Source organism: Streptomyces sp. NPDC007917 (genome assembly GCF_042959105.1).
GTDB lineage: Bacteria > Actinomycetota > Actinomycetes > Streptomycetales > Streptomycetaceae > Streptomyces.
This window is the reverse complement of record NZ_JBIBKK010000046.1, coordinates 1-14,287: the sequence shown is the minus strand read 5'-3', so window position 1 is coordinate 14,287 and position 14,287 is coordinate 1. Positions and strand designations below refer to the sequence as shown.

Here is a 14,287-nt window from a genome sequence, read left to right as displayed (position 1 = left end):
TCCAGCTCGGAGAATGATCCTCGGCCCGACTTCGGCATGACGAACTGCGCCGAGAGATCGCCCCCGCGGTGGCGTCGTTCCCCGAACGGGCCGCGGGCGGGCGCGGTCCGTCAAGGACGTCCGCGGCGCGCGACGTCCCCCAGCCAGGCAAGACTCGGCTTCGGGTGACGTTCGAAGGTCTCCCGGTCGACGGCGATCAGCCCGAGCGTCGGTTTCCACTGCCCCCAGCGGTAATTGTCGATGGCGCTCCAGTGCAGGTAACCCCGGATGTCGATACCGTCGTCCGCCGCCGCGAACAGATGGCGCAGGGCCTCCTGCGTGTAGGCGATGCGTCGGGAGTCATCGGGGGTGGCGATGCCGTTCTCGGTGACGAGGATCGGGATGCCCCCCGTGACATCCCAGGTGTGCCGCACCGCCATGCCCAGGGCATCGGGGCGGTACGCGGTGCCGACCATGGTGTTGTCCGGGTGCGGCGGGTGCGGCTCGATCCCCTCCGGTCCGACCCATTCGCTGGAGTACGACTGGACTCCGATGAAGTCGTCACCCCGCGCGGCCTCGAGGTACAGGTCCTCCCAGACGTACTCGATCTCGCGGAGCCGGTCCTCTGCTCCGGGCCGGGCGGCGAACGCGCGGTTCGCGATGGTCCAGCCCACGGCCGCGTCGGTGTTCGCTCGGACGACCGCGCGGGCCGCGTGGTGGGCCTCGATGAGGGCGGCGCCGATCTCCGGGTTGGGGGTGGGCAGTGCCGGACGCACGGTGTCGGCCAGAGTGGAGCCCGTCGGGTCACCGCCCGGCTGTGAGAGCATCTGGCGCTCGATGGTGATCATCATCGCCAGCATGTTGGGTTCGTTCAGGGTGGCGACGTAGGGTACGTCGCCGAGGATGCCGCTGACCTGCTCGACGTACGACGTGAACCGGTCGACCGCCCGCTCGCTGAGCCAGCCGCCTTCTTCGGTGAACCACCGGGGGTTGGAGAAGTGGTGGAGTGTGATCACGGGTGTCAGACCGAAGCGCAGCGCGGTGTCGATCATGCGCCGGTAATGGGCGAGTTCGGCCCGTGAGAAATGGCCCGGAACGGGTTCGATTCGGGCCCACTCGATGCCGAACCGGTAGGCGTTGAGCCCTGCGTCCGCGAGGAGGCGCATGTCCTGCTCGTAGCGGTGGTAGCTGTCGCAGGCGTCACCGCTGCGCTCCATGCCTGGGATCTGGCCCTCGCGGGCCCACCAGTCGCTGTTGACGTTGTTGCCCTCCGTCTGGTGAGGAGCGGAGGAAGCCCCCCACAGGAAGGGTGATGTGCTGGTCATCGGTGCTCCTCGATGCTCGGGGTGGTCATGCCGTCGTGCCTCCGTCGGCGAGCAGCGTGCTGCCGGTCATGAACATCGACAGGTCGCTGACGCAGAAGAAGACGACGCGCGCGATGTCGTCGGGCGTCCCGGTGCGGCCGACCGGGCTGGTCATCATCAGTGGCGTGCTCGCCTCCCGGAACTCCGGGGCGGGCGGCGTAGCGGCGGCCAGTTGGTTGCCCTCGGTCGGGACATAGCTGGGCGCGACGCCGAGCACGCGGATGCCGTGCGGCGCCAGTTCCAGGGCGCTCTGCCGGGTGATGCCGCGCACCGCGTGCTTGGAGCCGACGTAGGCGGCGAGGCCGGGCGCGCTGCCGCGGAAGCCCGCGGTGGAGCAGATATTGACGATCACGCCGCCGTGGCCGCCGTCGCACATGACCCGGGCGGCCTCGCGGGTGCCGGCCAGGGTGCCGCGGGTGTTGACCGCGAACACGTGATCCCACGTCATGTCGTCCATGTCGGCGATCGGCACGTTCGGGAAGACGCCGGCGTTGTTGACCCACGCGTCGAGCCCGGACCAGCGCCGCACGGCGGCATCCGCCGCCGTGCGCATGTCGTCGGAGTCCGTCACGTCCATCTCGACGCCGAGGACGTCGGTGCCGTACCCGTCGGCGAGTTCGGCGGCCGCGGCTGTCGCGAGTTCGGCGTCGATGTCGCCGATGAGCACCCGGGCGCCTGCCTCGGCGAGCCGGGCGGCGATCGCCTTGCCGAGACCGCGGCCGCCTCCGGTGACGACGATGCGGCGCTCGCGCAGGCTGGTCAGTCCGGCGAGGGGACGGGCGGAGACGTCAGGCATGGGCATGGGATACGTCCTTCATGTCGATGTCGGGGGCATGGTGAGGGCACTCGGCGTGTACGGGGCCGGGCCCGGCGGCGACGTGCGTGCCGTCCGGCAGGACGACGGTCGCCGTCGGCCCGGCGGGCACGTCCGTGTCGGTCCGCCGCGTCGCCCGGATGCGCTCGGCCGACTCGCCGTACCGGCGGGCGTCCTCACCTTTGCCGAGGACGCCGGCGATCGCGGCCAGCGTACGCACGGAGCGATACGTGCCGCCGACCACGGCGTCAGGGCATCGCCGTTGCGGGTACGCACCCGCCAGCTGACCCGGTCTCGGCTGGTCAGCGGCTGCCAGGGGCCACGGGACGAACAGGTGCCGTGGTGGGGCGGCGACGGCGCAGGGCAGGTCGGTGTCGTTGACGCGTGCCTGGATTTCATGACCGTCCTGTGCCGGTCGGCCCTTGGGCAGCTGCCATGACAGATGGGGCCGGGGGCCGCGGATGGCGACCCGGCCGGCACAGTCCGAGCCATCGGTCCTCAAGGTCCCCGGTGCGTTGTCGTACATGCTCTTCGGTCTCCGAACGGATGGGGTGAAGCGGGCGGGATCAGCGGACGGACCGCACCCGGGTGACGATCAACAGGCCGCCCACCAGCGCGAAGGCAGCGCCCGTCAGATAGAGCACGGTGTAGTTCTTGGTGTCGCCCGTGGTGCTCAGAGCGATGATGACCGGAGCGATCAGCGGGGCCAGCGCGCTCGGGATCTTCTGGGCGAACGCGACCACCGCCATGTAACGGCCGGTCTCGGCGCGGTCCGGCAGGACCGCCATGGCAATCGCCTGGTCGACCGATGAGAACACGGCGATGGCCAACTGCATCAGCACCGACCCGACCATCAGCGTCGGGAGTGAGTACGCGAACGCCTCCACGACCGCGCCGACGACGAACAGCAGCGCACCGAGCATCGCGAACAGCCGCCTGCGGCCGAGCCTGTCGGAGAGGAACCCGCCGCCGATCGCCCCGGCCGTGGCGGCCACGATGCCCGCCACGCCGACGGCGCCGACCGCGCCCGCGACCTCCTTCACCGGCAGGTCGAGACGCTGCGCGTAGAAGAAAGTGCACGACGAAGACCAGGAGTGTCCCGGGCAGGACCGAGGCAAGGGTGATGCCGACGACCGGGCCGACCTGGCCGGTGACAGCGGTGAGCCCGGAGACCTTGCCGCGCTGGTCCTCGGGGACGCGGTCGGCCTGCAGGGTGAGGATCGCCTGCGAGGCGGTGGCCCAGCCGAGCATCGCGAGCATCCAGCCGGCGCCGGTGATCAGCAGGCTGGGCGCCACGGCGATGGCGGTGAGGGCCAGCAGGCCCAGCAGGCTGCCGCCGATCAGAAACGGATGACGCCGCCCGAACGGGCTGCGCGTCCGATCGCTCCAGAGGCCGAGCAGCGGGCTCGCCAGCAGGAAGACGGCTTGGGCGGTGCCTGTGACGTAACCGAGCACCTCCTCGCGGCCCGGTGCCAGCTGATCGATGCGCAGGGTCAGCGTGTACGACATCGGGAGGATGTAGGCCATGGAGACGCCGAAGTTGGCGGCGGCCATCCAGAACAGGTGTCCCCGCGCCATCCGTTGAGGTGCGGTGGCGGCGGGGGACGGCTCAGGGGGCCGTGGCGGGGCCGGTGCGACAGCCGGACAGGGTGTCTGGTCCTGTACGGTGACTCCATTGTCAAAGGTGCACGCGGGCGTGCGGGGTGGGGCGTGCGGGCTCTGTGGTGTGCGGAGAAGTACATGAAGTGGTCTGGGGGCGCAGGCCTTGTTGGAAGAGGACGGTTACGGGGTCAGGGGCGGCCGCGCCGCGCGACCTCGCCGAGCCATGCCAGGCTCGGCTTCGGGGTGCGTTCGAACGTTTCCCGGTCGACGGCGATCAGGCCGAACGTCGGCTCCCAGTGCCCCCACTCGTAGTTGTCCAGGGCGCTCCAGTGCAGATAGCCGCGGACGTCGATGCCGTCGTCGGCCGCCGCGAACAGATGGCGCAGGGCCTCGTCGGTGTAGGCGATGCGCCGGGTGTCGTCTGCGGTCGCGATGCCGCTCTCGGTGACGAGGATCGGGACGCCCCCCGTGACGTCCCAGGTGTGCCGCACCGCCATGCCGAGGGCGTCGGGCCGGTATGCGGTGCCGACGAGGGTGTTGTCGGGGTGCGGCGGGTGCGGCTCGATGCCGTCCTTGCCGACCCACTGGCTCGAGTACGACTGGACGCCGACGAAGTCGTCGCCGCGCGCGGCCTCCAGATAGAGGTCCTCCCAGATGTACTCAAGTTCGCGCAGCTTTTCCTCGGCGCCGGGGCGGGCGGCGAAGGCGCGGTTGGCCACGGTCCAGCCGACGCTCGCGTCGGTGCGGGCGCGCACGATTTCGCGGGCCGCGTGGTGGACCTTGACCAGGGCGTGCCCGATCTCGGGGGCCGGTGCGGGCAGCGTGGGCCTCGGGTCGTTGTCGACGGTGGGGCTCTGCCAGCTGTCCGCGGGGCGCTCCCGCATCATGCGCTCGATGGTGGTCATCATCGCCAGCATGTTGGGCTCGTTCATGGTGGCGACGTAGGGCACGTCGCCGAGGATGCGGCTGGCCTGCTCGACGTACGACGTGAACCGGTCGACGGCCCGTTCGCCGAGCCAGCCGCCCTCCTCGGCGAACCACTGCGGACTCGTGAAGTGGTGCAGCGTGATCACGGGTGTGAGGCCGAGGCGCAGCGCGGCGTCGATCATGCGCCGGTAGTGGGCGAGTTCGGCCCGGGAGAAGTGCCCCGGGACCGGCTCGATGCGCGCCCACTCGATGCCGAAGCGGTAGGCGGTCAGGCCGGCGTCGGCGAGCAGGCGCATGTCCTCCTCATAGCGGTGGTAGCTGTCGACGGCGTCGCCGCTGCGCTCCATGCCGGGCATCTGGCCCTCGCGGGCCCACCAGTCGCTGTTGACGTTGTTGCCCTCGATCTGGTGCGGGGCGGTCGAAGCTCCCCAGAGAAAGGTCGGCTTGTCCATGAGTGGTCCTTGAGGTGGTGGGGTGAGGTGGCGCTGAGTGCCGCTGGTGGCGAGAAAGCGCGGTCGGCGGGGCGGGGAAGCGACGAGGCTCCGTGCTGAGTGGGCACCGGCCAAATGTAACCGCGTGGAAACCTTTCGAGCGAGATTAAACTCCCGGACAGCGGCAGCGGGCAAGACCCGGTCACGAATTCGGCCCCTGTCAGCCACGGGCCGATACGGCACACGAGGGCAGCATGGGGCTCCGCCATTGATCAGGCGCACCTCGATCACGGACGCCTGACTGCATGCCGGGTCTCAGGCCTCGTTCTCCGGTTCGTCGCCCTGGGGAAGGACCAGGCGCATGAAGGCTCGCATGGGGCCGATGATGTCCAGGTCCTGGTCGAGCAGCCACTGCAGCTGGAGGCCATTGAGCATGGCTTGGATCAGGATGGCGGCGTGGGCGGGAGAGAGGCCTTCCTGCAGCCCTCCCCTGTCGGCCATTTCCCGCATGCCGGGCTCGGACTGGTCACGTGCCCGCGCGTACCGCTGCACGAAGTAGTCGTGCGCCGGATTGTCCGGACGCGAGGCGGTCGCCGCGAGCTCGATCCACAAGCGCATCAGCTCGGGCGCCTTCTGGTGGTGACGCAGCAGATCCCCGAGGTACGGCGCCAGTTGGCCCACGTTGGTGACCTGCGCAAGGCCGTGCTGCCACTCCTCGGTATCGCGTTCGGCAAGCACTGCGGCCAGCAGGTCGTCCTTGCCGCGGAAGTGGTGCAGCAACCCGGCGTGAGTGATGCCGGCCCTCTCGGCGATGTCCCGCAGCGACGCCTTCGTAAAACCGTGCTCGGCGAAACTGTCGCGCGCCGCCCGGACGATCTCCGCACGCCTGGCCGGTGTCTTGGCGTACGGGCCACGGGCCTTGGCCTGGGCCACAACATGTTTCCCTTTCCCTAGAATCCCGCGTCGCGATCCCTGGAAACCTTCCAAGGGTTAGTGTTTCGGCTTCCCGCCCGGAGTGTGGTCGACCGCCGCCGCGAGCGCAAGGTTCCGCCTGCGACACCCCGCCCCCAGGTAACACTCCGGTTACGAACGCGGCCCGCCCTCTTCCCGCCACTCACCGCAGGACTTACGTTCCGATCGAAATTCAACCACGCGGTAAGGGTTAGCGGGATGGAGGCAACGGCGGGTCCGCGACCGCCGGATCTCCCCTGTTCACGGCACACGTACCTGTTCCGCCCAGGGCGGCTCCGCACTGACGAAGGTCTCTGTTCTCAGGTTCCCCGGACGAAGGAATCCAGCCATGCCCACACGAGTTCCGTACTCCCGGCGACAGCCTCGGCCGCGCATTCGGTCCCTGGCGGTCACAGCCGTCGCCGCGCTGCTCGCGACGGCCACCACGGCGTGCGACAGCCAACCGTCCAGCCCCTCCGGTGCCGGCGAGACCCTCGCGCTGTCCATTTTCGGCACGCCCAACTCGTTCGACCCCGCCCAGCTGATCGAGGGCCAGCAGACCTACGTCTGGGACTCGATCTTCGACACGCTGCTCCTGCAGGACAACAAGGGCGAGTTGCGTCCCGGGGCCGCGCGCAGCTGGTCGTACTCGAAGGACGCCCGCACGCTCACCCTCAAGCTGCGCCAGGGAATGACGTTCAGCTCGGGCGACCCGGTGGACGCGAAGGCGGTGAAGGCCACCATGGAGCGGACCCTCTCGACGCCCGGACAGAGCCAGGCGTCGCTGGCCTCCGTCTCCTCGGTCGAGGCACCGGATGCGTCGACGGTCGTGATCAAGCTGAAGCAGCCCGACGGCTCGCTGCTCGGCTCTTTGGCGACGGCGCCCGGGGTGATCGGTGACCCGAAGACGATGGCGAACAAGAGCACCGCCCTGAACCCGGTCGGCTCCGGCCCGTACACCCTCGACGCGAAGGCCACCGTCAACGGTTCGGTGTACGTGCTCAAGCGGCGCGACGACTACTGGAACGAGAAGGCGTACCCGTTCAAGACGGTCAAGGTCCGCGTGATCTCCGACCCGACCGCGTCGGCCAACGCGCTCAGAGCCGGCCAGACCAACGTCGGCACCGTCGACAGCTCCCAGGTGTCCTCGCTCAAGGCGGCCGGCTTCCAGATCAAAACGGTGCCGGCGACCGCGGTGGCCACGCTCGTCCTCGCCGACCGCGCGGGCACCAAGCTGAAGCCACTGGGCGACCTGCGCGTCCGCAAGGCCATCAACATGGCCTTCGACCGGCAGAAGATGGTCAAGAAGCTGCTGCACGGCGTCGGCAAGGCCACCGACCAGCTGTACAACCCGCAAAGCGGGGCCTACGACGACGCACTCGACGCCGCCTACTCCTTTGACGTCACCGCGGCCAGGAAGCTGCTCGCCGACGCCGGTTACCCCAAGGGCTTCTCGGTCACCATGCCGAGTCTGGTCTTCACCAAGCCGTTCGAACCGACCTTCACCCAGGCGCTCGCCGACATCGGCATCAAGGTGGACTGGAAGCCGGTGCCCGCGCAGCAGACCACCTCGGCTCTCCTCTCGCGCAAGTACCCGATGTTCCTGCTGGTGGAGGGTCTCACCGCCGACCCGATCATGACCCGGAACTTCTACTCCCCGTCCGGCTTCCGCAACGTGTTCCACTCCACCGACCCGCAGTTGACAAAGCTCCTCGACCGGGCCGCCAAGGAGCTCGACCCGGCGAAAGCCGACGAGGCCCAGCAGGAGATCAACAAGTTCGGCGTCGAGAAGGCATGGATGACGCCGGTCTTCTACGTCGGCGTCGTCTGGGGCACCAAGAAGGGCATCGTCTACCTCGGCGACGGCGCCTCCACGATGTCCACCATCCGGCAGTTCGGCGTGGAGCCGCGGCGATGACGCTGTATGTGCTGCGTCGCCTGGCCACGGGCCTGGTGCTCGCGGTCCTGGTGACCATGATCACGTTCTTGCTGCTCAGCCTGTCCTTCGACGACGTGGCAGCCGGCATCGTCGGCAGCGGTGCGACTCCCGGGCGGATCGCCGAGCAGAAGGCCCAGATGGGCCTGGACCGGCCCGTGCTGACCCAGTACGCCGACTGGCTCGCGCATGCCATCCGTGGCGACTTCGGCCTGTCGTACTTCACCAGCGAACCGGTCCGCTCCGCCGTCACCGCCCGACTCGGCGTGACCCTGTCCATCGTCGTGGTCGCGCTGCTCGCCACCTCGGTCATCAGCGTCGTGCTCGGCGTGGCCGCCGCCGCCCGCGGCGGCGCCGTCGACAGGCTCGCGCAGGGTATCTCGATGATCGGCTACCTGGTCCCGAACCTGCTGTTCGCCATCGCGCTGGTCTACGTACTCGCCATCAAGCTGCAGCTGTTCCCGGCCACCGGGTACACCGACTTCAGCGAGAGCCCGGCCCGCTGGGCGAGCTCCATCGCCATCCCCGTGGCCGCCCTGATGATGGGCGGGGTCGCCAGCCTGACCTCGCAGATCCGCGGCGCCATGATCGGCGAACTGCGCAAGGACTACGTCCGCACCCTGCGCACCCGCTCCATCCCCACCCGCTCCATCGTGCTACGGCACGCCCTGCGCAACGCCGCCGGACCGGCCCTGACGGTGCTGTCCCTGGAGTTCATCCAGATGCTCGGCGGGGCTCTGATCATCGAGCAGGTCTTCGCGCTGCCGGGCTTCGGCCAGTACGCGTTCAACGCGTCCCTGCAGGGCGATGTGCCGATCATCATGGGCATCAGCCTCTTCGGCGTACTGCTCGTCGTCGTCGTGAATCTCGTGGTCGACCTGCTGGCCGGCTGGCTCAATCCGAAGGCGAGGATGGTCAGTTGACAACTCCGGACCCGTCCTCACGTCGCAGGTCGACCCTACGGCGGCTGCTCGCCGACCCCCAGGCCGTCGTCAGCGCGAGCCTGCTCGCCCTCGTCATCCTGCTCGGGCTGCTCACTCCCCTCCTCACCGACCACGGGCCCAACCAGGCGAACCTGGACGCGGTGAACGCCGGCATCGGCGACCACGGCTATCTGCTCGGCGGGGACAAGAGCGGCCGCGACATCTACGCGCGACTGCTCAACTCCGTCAACACCAGTACGGTCTCGGCACTGATCGGTGCGAGCATCGCCCTGGCGATCGGCGTCACCTTCGGGCTGATCGGAGGGTACTTCGGGCGACGCGTGCGCGGTGTCACCGAGTGGATGTTCAGCCTGATCATGACGTTCCCCGGGCTGCTTCTGCTCATCGTGCTGATGCCGGTGACCAAGGGCGACTACCGCGTCACCATGGTCGTCTTCGGGGTACTGCTCTCCCCGGGCATCTACCGGCTCGTACGCAATCTGGTCGTCGGCGTGAAGAACGAGCTGTACGTCGACGCCGCCCGGGTCTCCGGCCTGCCCGACCGGCGCATCCTGCGGCGGCATGTGTTCACCGTGGTACGCGGGCCGGTGGTCATCGCCACCGCGTTCCTCGCCGGGTCGTCCATCGCCGTCCAGTCGGGGCTCGCCTTCCTCGGCGTCGGCTCCACCACAGTGCCCAGCTTCGGAGCGATGATCAATGAAGGGTTCTCCAACCTCTACGAGGAGCCGCTGCAGTTTCTGTGGCCGAGCCTGACACTCGGCATCATCACCGCTTCCCTCGTCCTGCTCGGCAACTCCCTGCGGGACGCGCTGGAGGGCGGCCGGCCGAAGCCCTCGCGGATCGTCACCGCCACGCGCCGGCCGCCGGCCGGCGCGGGCACGACCACCGGGCTGCTCACCATCGACGACCTGGCGATCGCCTACCCGACGACGACCGGCGAACTGAAGGAGGTCGTCAGTAACGTCACACTGAGCGTGGCGGCCGGGGAGACCCTCGGCCTGGTCGGCGAGTCCGGCTCCGGCAAGACACAGACCGCGTTCGCCGCGCTCGGCGTACTTCCCGCGGAGGCGGTCGTCACCCATGGCTCGATCCGGCTGGACGGCCGCGAGCTGCTCGGTCTGAACGAGCGCGAACTGCGGGCGGTGCGGGGGACGTCCATCGCGTACGTCCCCCAGGAACCGATGTCCAACCTGGACCCGTCCTGCACGGTCGGCGCCCAGCTCGTCGAAGGCGTACGCGCGGCGGCACCCATGCCGAGGAGCGAGGCACGCGAGCGGGTCATGGGTCTGCTGGCAAGAGTCGGCATCCCCGACCCCGAGCGGACCTTCCGCTCCTATCCGCACCAGATCTCCGGCGGCATGGCGCAGCGCGTCCTGATCGCGGGCGCCGTCGCCAGCCGGCCCTTGCTGCTCATCGCCGACGAACCGACCACCGCGCTCGACGTCACCGTGCAGGCGGAGATCCTCGACCTCCTGCGCGACCTGCAGAAGGAACTGGACATGGCCGTGCTGCTCGTGACCCACAACTTCGGTGTGGTCGCGGACATCTGCGACCGCGTCGCCGTCATGCAGAAGGGCACGATCGTCGAGACCGGTCGGACGGACGAGCTGTTCCGCGCCCCCCGTCACGTGTACACGCAAGCGCTCCTCGACTCGATCCTCGACGAGACCGCGCTGCGCACCGACCCGCCCGTCCACCCCGCGAGCACTGTGCCGGAGGCCCGATGAACACGCTGCTCGAGGTGAACGACCTGTACGTCACCTATCCCGGGCGGGGCTTCAGGGCGCGCCCCCACGAGGTTCTGCACGGCGTGTCGTTCAGCGTGGGACAGGGCGAGACCCTCGGTGTCGTCGGCGAGTCGGGCTCCGGCAAGACGACCATCGGCCGGGCCGTGCTCGGCCTGGTCGCGCCCAGCGGCGGCACCGTCCGTTTCGACGGGCGCGACATCACGCACGCCGTACGCAAGAATCGCCGCGCCCTGGCCCGCGACATCCAGGTCGTCTTCCAGGATCCGTACTCCTCCCTCAACCCTGCCCTCACCATCGGCGACATTCTCAGCGAACCGCTGATCGTGCACGGTGCCGACGCCCGCCGAGCCCGGTCCCGCGTAGCGGAGTTGCTGGACCGGGTGGGGCTGCCGAAGGACGCGGCGCAGCGGCTGCCGCGCGAATTCAGCGGCGGCCAGCGCCAGCGTGTCGCCATCGCCCGCGCCCTCGCCCCTGCCCCGCGGCTCGTCGTCTGCGACGAGCCCGTCTCCGCCCTCGACCTCACCACCCAGGCCCGCGTCCTCGACCTGCTCATCGACATCCAACGACGCACCGGCGTCGCCTATCTGTTCATCTCGCACGACCTGGCCGTCATTCGCCATGTCAGCCACCGCGTCAGCGTGATCTACCGCGGTGACATCGTTGAGACCGGACCAGCGGGGGACGTCACTGCGGCTCCTCAACACCCCTATACCCGAAGGCTGTTGCTCGCCGCTCCGGTCGCAGACCCGGCCAAGCAGCGCAAGCGCCGCGAAGAGCGCCGACGCCTGGCGGCAACCTAGGCAGCCATCGACCCCGCACACTGCCAGACCTAGATCATCTCAACAGCGCCCGTAGAAGAGAGGCCCATGCTGAAGCCCCGCTCCACCGCCACCCGTGAACTGGTGAACCTCGACGGCTTGTGGAAGTTCGCCACCAGCACCACCGCAGGCGAACACCCCTGGACCGCGCCCCTCGACACCCCCCTCGAAGCCGCCGTGCCCGCCAGCTACAACGACCTGTTCACCGACAGCGCGATCCGCGACCACGTCGGCTGGGTCTGGTACCAGCGCACCGTGCGGGTGCCGCGCGGCTGGACGGACGAGCGGGTGATCCTTCGCGTAGACGCCGCCACCCATCAGGGGCAGGTCTACGTGGACGACGCCCTCGTCGCCGAACACACCGGAGGCTACACACCGTTCGAGGCCGACATCACCGAACACCTCAGTGCGGGGCTGGAGTTCCGCCTGACCATCGGCGTCAACAACGAGCTGACCGACACCACCATCCCGCCCGGCCGGATCACCGTCGACCAGGCCGGCCGCCGCAAGCAAACCTATCTGCACGACTTCTACAACTACGCCGGACTCGCCCGCTCGGTGTGGCTGCACAGCGTGCCCGACGTCCACATCGAGGACATCACCGTCGTCACCGGCTTCGACGGCGCCGACGGCACGGTCGAGTACGAGGTGGAGACCAGCAGCACCGATGCCCAGGTGCGGGTCCGGGTCCTGGATGCCACCGGCGCGCAGGTGGCTGCCGCCGAGGGCACGAGCGGCAGCCTGCGTATCGACGCGGTGACACCGTGGCGACCTGGGGCGGCGTACCTTTACGACCTCGTGGCGGAGATCGTTGACGGAGATGCCGTCCTGGACACATACAGCCAGCCCTTCGGTGTGCGCACCGTCGAAGTCCATGGCACCCAGTTCCTCATCAACGGCGAGCCCTTCTACTTCACCGGCTTCGGCAAGCACGAGGACACCGCCGTACGCGGCAAGGGCCACGACGACGCCTACCTCGTCCACGACTTCCAGCTCATGCAGTGGACCGGCGCCAACTCCTTCCGCACCTCCCACTACCCGTACGCCGAGGAGGTCCTGGACTTCGCCGACCGGCACGGCATCGTCGTCATCGACGAGACCGCGGCCGTCGGCCTCAACCTCGCCGTCGAGGCCGGCCTCCTCGGCAGCCCGCCGCGCCCCACCTTCTCGCCCGACACCTTCAACGACGACACCCGCGCCGCCCACGCCCAGGCGATCCGCGAGCTGATCGCCCGCGACAAGAACCACCCCAGCGTCGTCATGTGGTGCATCGCCAACGAGCCCGCCTCCAACGAGGAAGGCGCCCGCGAATACTTCGAGCCGCTCGTCGAACTCACCCGCAAACTCGACCCGACCCGTCCGCTCACCTACGCCGCCGTGATGTTCGCGACCTCCGAGAACGACCTGATCGCCGACCTTTTCGACGTCATCTGCATCAACCGCTACTACGGCTGGTACATCGCGACCGGCGACCTCGCCGCCGCCGAGACCTACATGGAGCAGGACCTGCGCGGCTGGGCGGCGAAGTTCGGCAGGCCGCTGTTGATGAGCGAGTACGGGGCGGACACCCTGCCGGGACTGCACTCGGTATGGGACCAGCCGTGGACGGAGGAGTACCAGGCGGCGTATCTCGCCGCCAGCCACCGGGCATTCGACCGCATCGACGCGGTCGTCGGCGAACACGTGTGGAACTTCGCCGACTTCCAGACCTCCCCCGGCATCCACCGCGTCGACGGCAACCGCAAGGGTGTCTTCACCCGCGACCGCAGGCCCAAGGCTGCCGTGCAGGAACTCCGTTCTCGGTGGCTGAAGTTGGGCGGCCCCAAGTCTTCGGCTCAAAGCTGATCGAACACCTCAGCTTCTGAACCTCACCAGAGCGGTACGCCTGTCGACTTCGCCTGGCCGCACGCCATGCGACCCCGCTCGGCCTCCCTCTCTGATCGGCGGTCACAGGCCTGGGGTGAGGAGCGGTCGGGACGCTCGCGCTGACCGTCGGCCGGTGCCTGCGGTGAGGGCCGTCCAGCTTGTCGGCCGGCGCGGCTCTCGGGTTCTGCTGCGCCGGCCCCATGCGACTCCCACGATCCGTCACCGGACGGTCGCCCCCTCCTTGCAGTATTTCTCCACACAGCGCTCGACCGTGTGGGCCGGGCCGGCGAAGACCGGGGGCGCGCCGGCGCGGCCCGGTAACAAGAACTACGAGAACCAGCCCGTCACGGTGTCCGACGAGGTGGCCAAGGCACACGGCTGCAGGCACGGAGGCGTTGGGTGCGGTTCGGACAATCCGCACGTGAACTACAGAGGCGGTGGCGGGGCGGACATCGCGTACACCCCGAGCGGTCTGGGCCCCGTCTCGGTGAGCAGCGGGCAGTTGGGCCCGGCACCTTCGAGGACAAGCTCGAAGTCGTCGCCGACGGCCGGGCCGTCGCCCTGGTGCCGGCTGACGACCGACGCTGCTTTCTGCGGGGCGACCTGGTCACCGTGCCCGTCGGGGACATCGAACCCTGCCAGGTGGTCGTCGCCACCCGTCACGCGGACACCAGTCCGCTCCTCGGCCCCTTCCGCGCCTGTGCGAAGGAGCACCTCGTCCGCGGAGCCTGATACCCCTGGCCCCCAGGCCCCCACGGCCGGCCCCGGCCTCCGCGGCAGCCGGGGCGACGGTCCCCGCGCCGGGCGCGACGCCTAGCTTGATCTTTAACCTGTGCGGCGTGGCCGTGGGGTTGTTGACTTCCTCTTGCGCTGTTTTGGTGTGTCTGTTTTGCGGACTGTGTGCACG

General features: G+C 69.2%; 12 protein-coding genes and 1 pseudogene. 5 read left to right on the top strand and 8 right to left on the bottom strand.

What is annotated here, in order from left to right; genetic code table 11:
* Nucleotides 1-110 precede the first annotated feature (110 nt).
* The 7 genes and pseudogenes from ACFZDL_RS45630 to ACFZDL_RS45600 all read right to left on the bottom strand — a co-directional run bounded on the left by ACFZDL_RS45630 (nt 111) and on the right by ACFZDL_RS45600 (nt 6,050).
* Complete coding sequence (locus ACFZDL_RS45630; protein WP_353596707.1) at nt 111-1,304, bottom strand: family 1 glycosylhydrolase; 1,194 nt, start codon at nt 1,302-1,304, stop codon at nt 111-113.
* A gap of 25 nt (nt 1,305-1,329) precedes the next feature.
* Nucleotides 1,330-2,145 (bottom strand): SDR family oxidoreductase, encoded by an 816-nt coding sequence (locus tag ACFZDL_RS45625; protein WP_353596706.1) that lies wholly within the window; start codon nt 2,143-2,145, stop codon nt 1,330-1,332.
* Nucleotides 2,132-2,401, bottom strand: a complete 270-nt coding sequence (locus ACFZDL_RS45620) for a hypothetical protein (protein ID WP_353596705.1) — start codon at nt 2,399-2,401, stop codon at nt 2,132-2,134. Before ACFZDL_RS45620 ends, ACFZDL_RS45625 begins: the two co-directional genes overlap by 14 nt.
* A gap of 322 nt (nt 2,402-2,723) precedes the next feature.
* Nucleotides 2,724-3,200, bottom strand: a complete 477-nt coding sequence (locus ACFZDL_RS45615; protein ID WP_353596704.1) for an MFS transporter — start codon at nt 3,198-3,200, stop codon at nt 2,724-2,726.
* Nucleotides 3,201-3,342: 142 nt separating this feature from the next.
* Nucleotides 3,343-3,666 (bottom strand): annotated as a pseudogene (locus ACFZDL_RS45610) (MFS transporter); the annotation flags it as partial.
* Between the two features lie 281 nt (nt 3,667-3,947).
* A complete protein-coding gene (locus ACFZDL_RS45605) occupies nt 3,948-5,138 on the bottom strand; it encodes a family 1 glycosylhydrolase (protein ID WP_353596703.1) in 1,191 nt (396 codons plus the stop codon).
* A gap of 294 nt (nt 5,139-5,432) precedes the next feature.
* Entirely contained in the window at nt 5,433-6,050 is a 618-nt protein-coding gene (locus ACFZDL_RS45600; protein WP_353596702.1) for a helix-turn-helix domain-containing protein, read from the bottom strand.
* Between the two features lie 367 nt (nt 6,051-6,417).
* On the opposite strand from ACFZDL_RS45600, the gene ACFZDL_RS45595 reads away from it, so the two are divergent.
* The 5 genes from ACFZDL_RS45595 (at nt 6,418) to uidA (ending at nt 13,359) form a co-directional block, all read left to right on the top strand.
* Nucleotides 6,418-7,986: an ABC transporter substrate-binding protein gene (locus ACFZDL_RS45595; RefSeq protein ID WP_353596701.1), complete on the top strand. Its 1,569-nt coding sequence runs from the start codon at nt 6,418-6,420 to the stop codon at nt 7,984-7,986.
* Nucleotides 7,983-8,927 (top strand): ABC transporter permease, encoded by a 945-nt coding sequence (locus ACFZDL_RS45590; RefSeq protein ID WP_353596700.1) that lies wholly within the window; start codon nt 7,983-7,985, stop codon nt 8,925-8,927. Before ACFZDL_RS45595 ends, ACFZDL_RS45590 begins: the two co-directional genes overlap by 4 nt.
* A complete protein-coding gene (locus ACFZDL_RS45585; protein ID WP_353596699.1) occupies nt 8,924-10,675 on the top strand; it encodes a dipeptide/oligopeptide/nickel ABC transporter permease/ATP-binding protein in 1,752 nt (583 codons plus the stop codon). The genes ACFZDL_RS45590 and ACFZDL_RS45585 overlap by 4 nt, the downstream gene beginning before the upstream one ends.
* Nucleotides 10,672-11,496 carry an ATP-binding cassette domain-containing protein gene (locus ACFZDL_RS45580; RefSeq protein WP_353596698.1) on the top strand — a complete coding sequence of 275 codons (825 nt, stop codon included), beginning with the start codon at nt 10,672-10,674 and terminating at the stop codon, nt 11,494-11,496. Before ACFZDL_RS45585 ends, ACFZDL_RS45580 begins: the two co-directional genes overlap by 4 nt.
* A 66-nt stretch (nt 11,497-11,562) precedes the next feature.
* On the top strand, nt 11,563-13,359 hold the full coding sequence (gene uidA / locus ACFZDL_RS45575) for a beta-glucuronidase (RefSeq protein ID WP_353596697.1): 1,797 nt from the start codon (nt 11,563-11,565) through the stop codon (nt 13,357-13,359).
* 447 nt (nt 13,360-13,806) lie between these two features.
* Here the strand turns inward: uidA and ACFZDL_RS45570 are convergent, their stop codons facing one another.
* On the bottom strand, nt 13,807-14,043 hold the full coding sequence (locus ACFZDL_RS45570; protein WP_353596696.1) for a hypothetical protein: 237 nt from the start codon (nt 14,041-14,043) through the stop codon (nt 13,807-13,809).
* Nucleotides 14,044-14,287 lie beyond the last annotated feature (244 nt).

What these genes read in the sequence shown, in the direction of transcription:
- ACFZDL_RS45595 (WP_353596701.1), top strand. Translation starts at nt 6,418, where the DNA reads ATGCCCACACGAGTTCCGTACTCCCGGCGACAGCCTCGGCCGCGCATT.
- ACFZDL_RS45580 (WP_353596698.1), top strand. Translation starts at nt 10,672, where the DNA reads ATGAACACGCTGCTCGAGGTGAACGACCTGTACGTCACCTATCCCGGG.
- uidA (WP_353596697.1), top strand. Translation starts at nt 11,563, where the DNA reads ATGCTGAAGCCCCGCTCCACCGCCACCCGTGAACTGGTGAACCTCGAC.
- ACFZDL_RS45625 (WP_353596706.1), bottom strand. Translation starts at nt 2,145, where the DNA reads ATGCCCATGCCTGACGTCTCCGCCCGTCCCCTCGCCGGACTGACCAGC.
- ACFZDL_RS45605 (WP_353596703.1), bottom strand. Translation starts at nt 5,138, where the DNA reads ATGGACAAGCCGACCTTTCTCTGGGGAGCTTCGACCGCCCCGCACCAG.
- ACFZDL_RS45630 (WP_353596707.1), bottom strand. Translation starts at nt 1,304, where the DNA reads ATGACCAGCACATCACCCTTCCTGTGGGGGGCTTCCTCCGCTCCTCAC.
- ACFZDL_RS45590 (WP_353596700.1), top strand. Translation starts at nt 7,983, where the DNA reads ATGACGCTGTATGTGCTGCGTCGCCTGGCCACGGGCCTGGTGCTCGCG.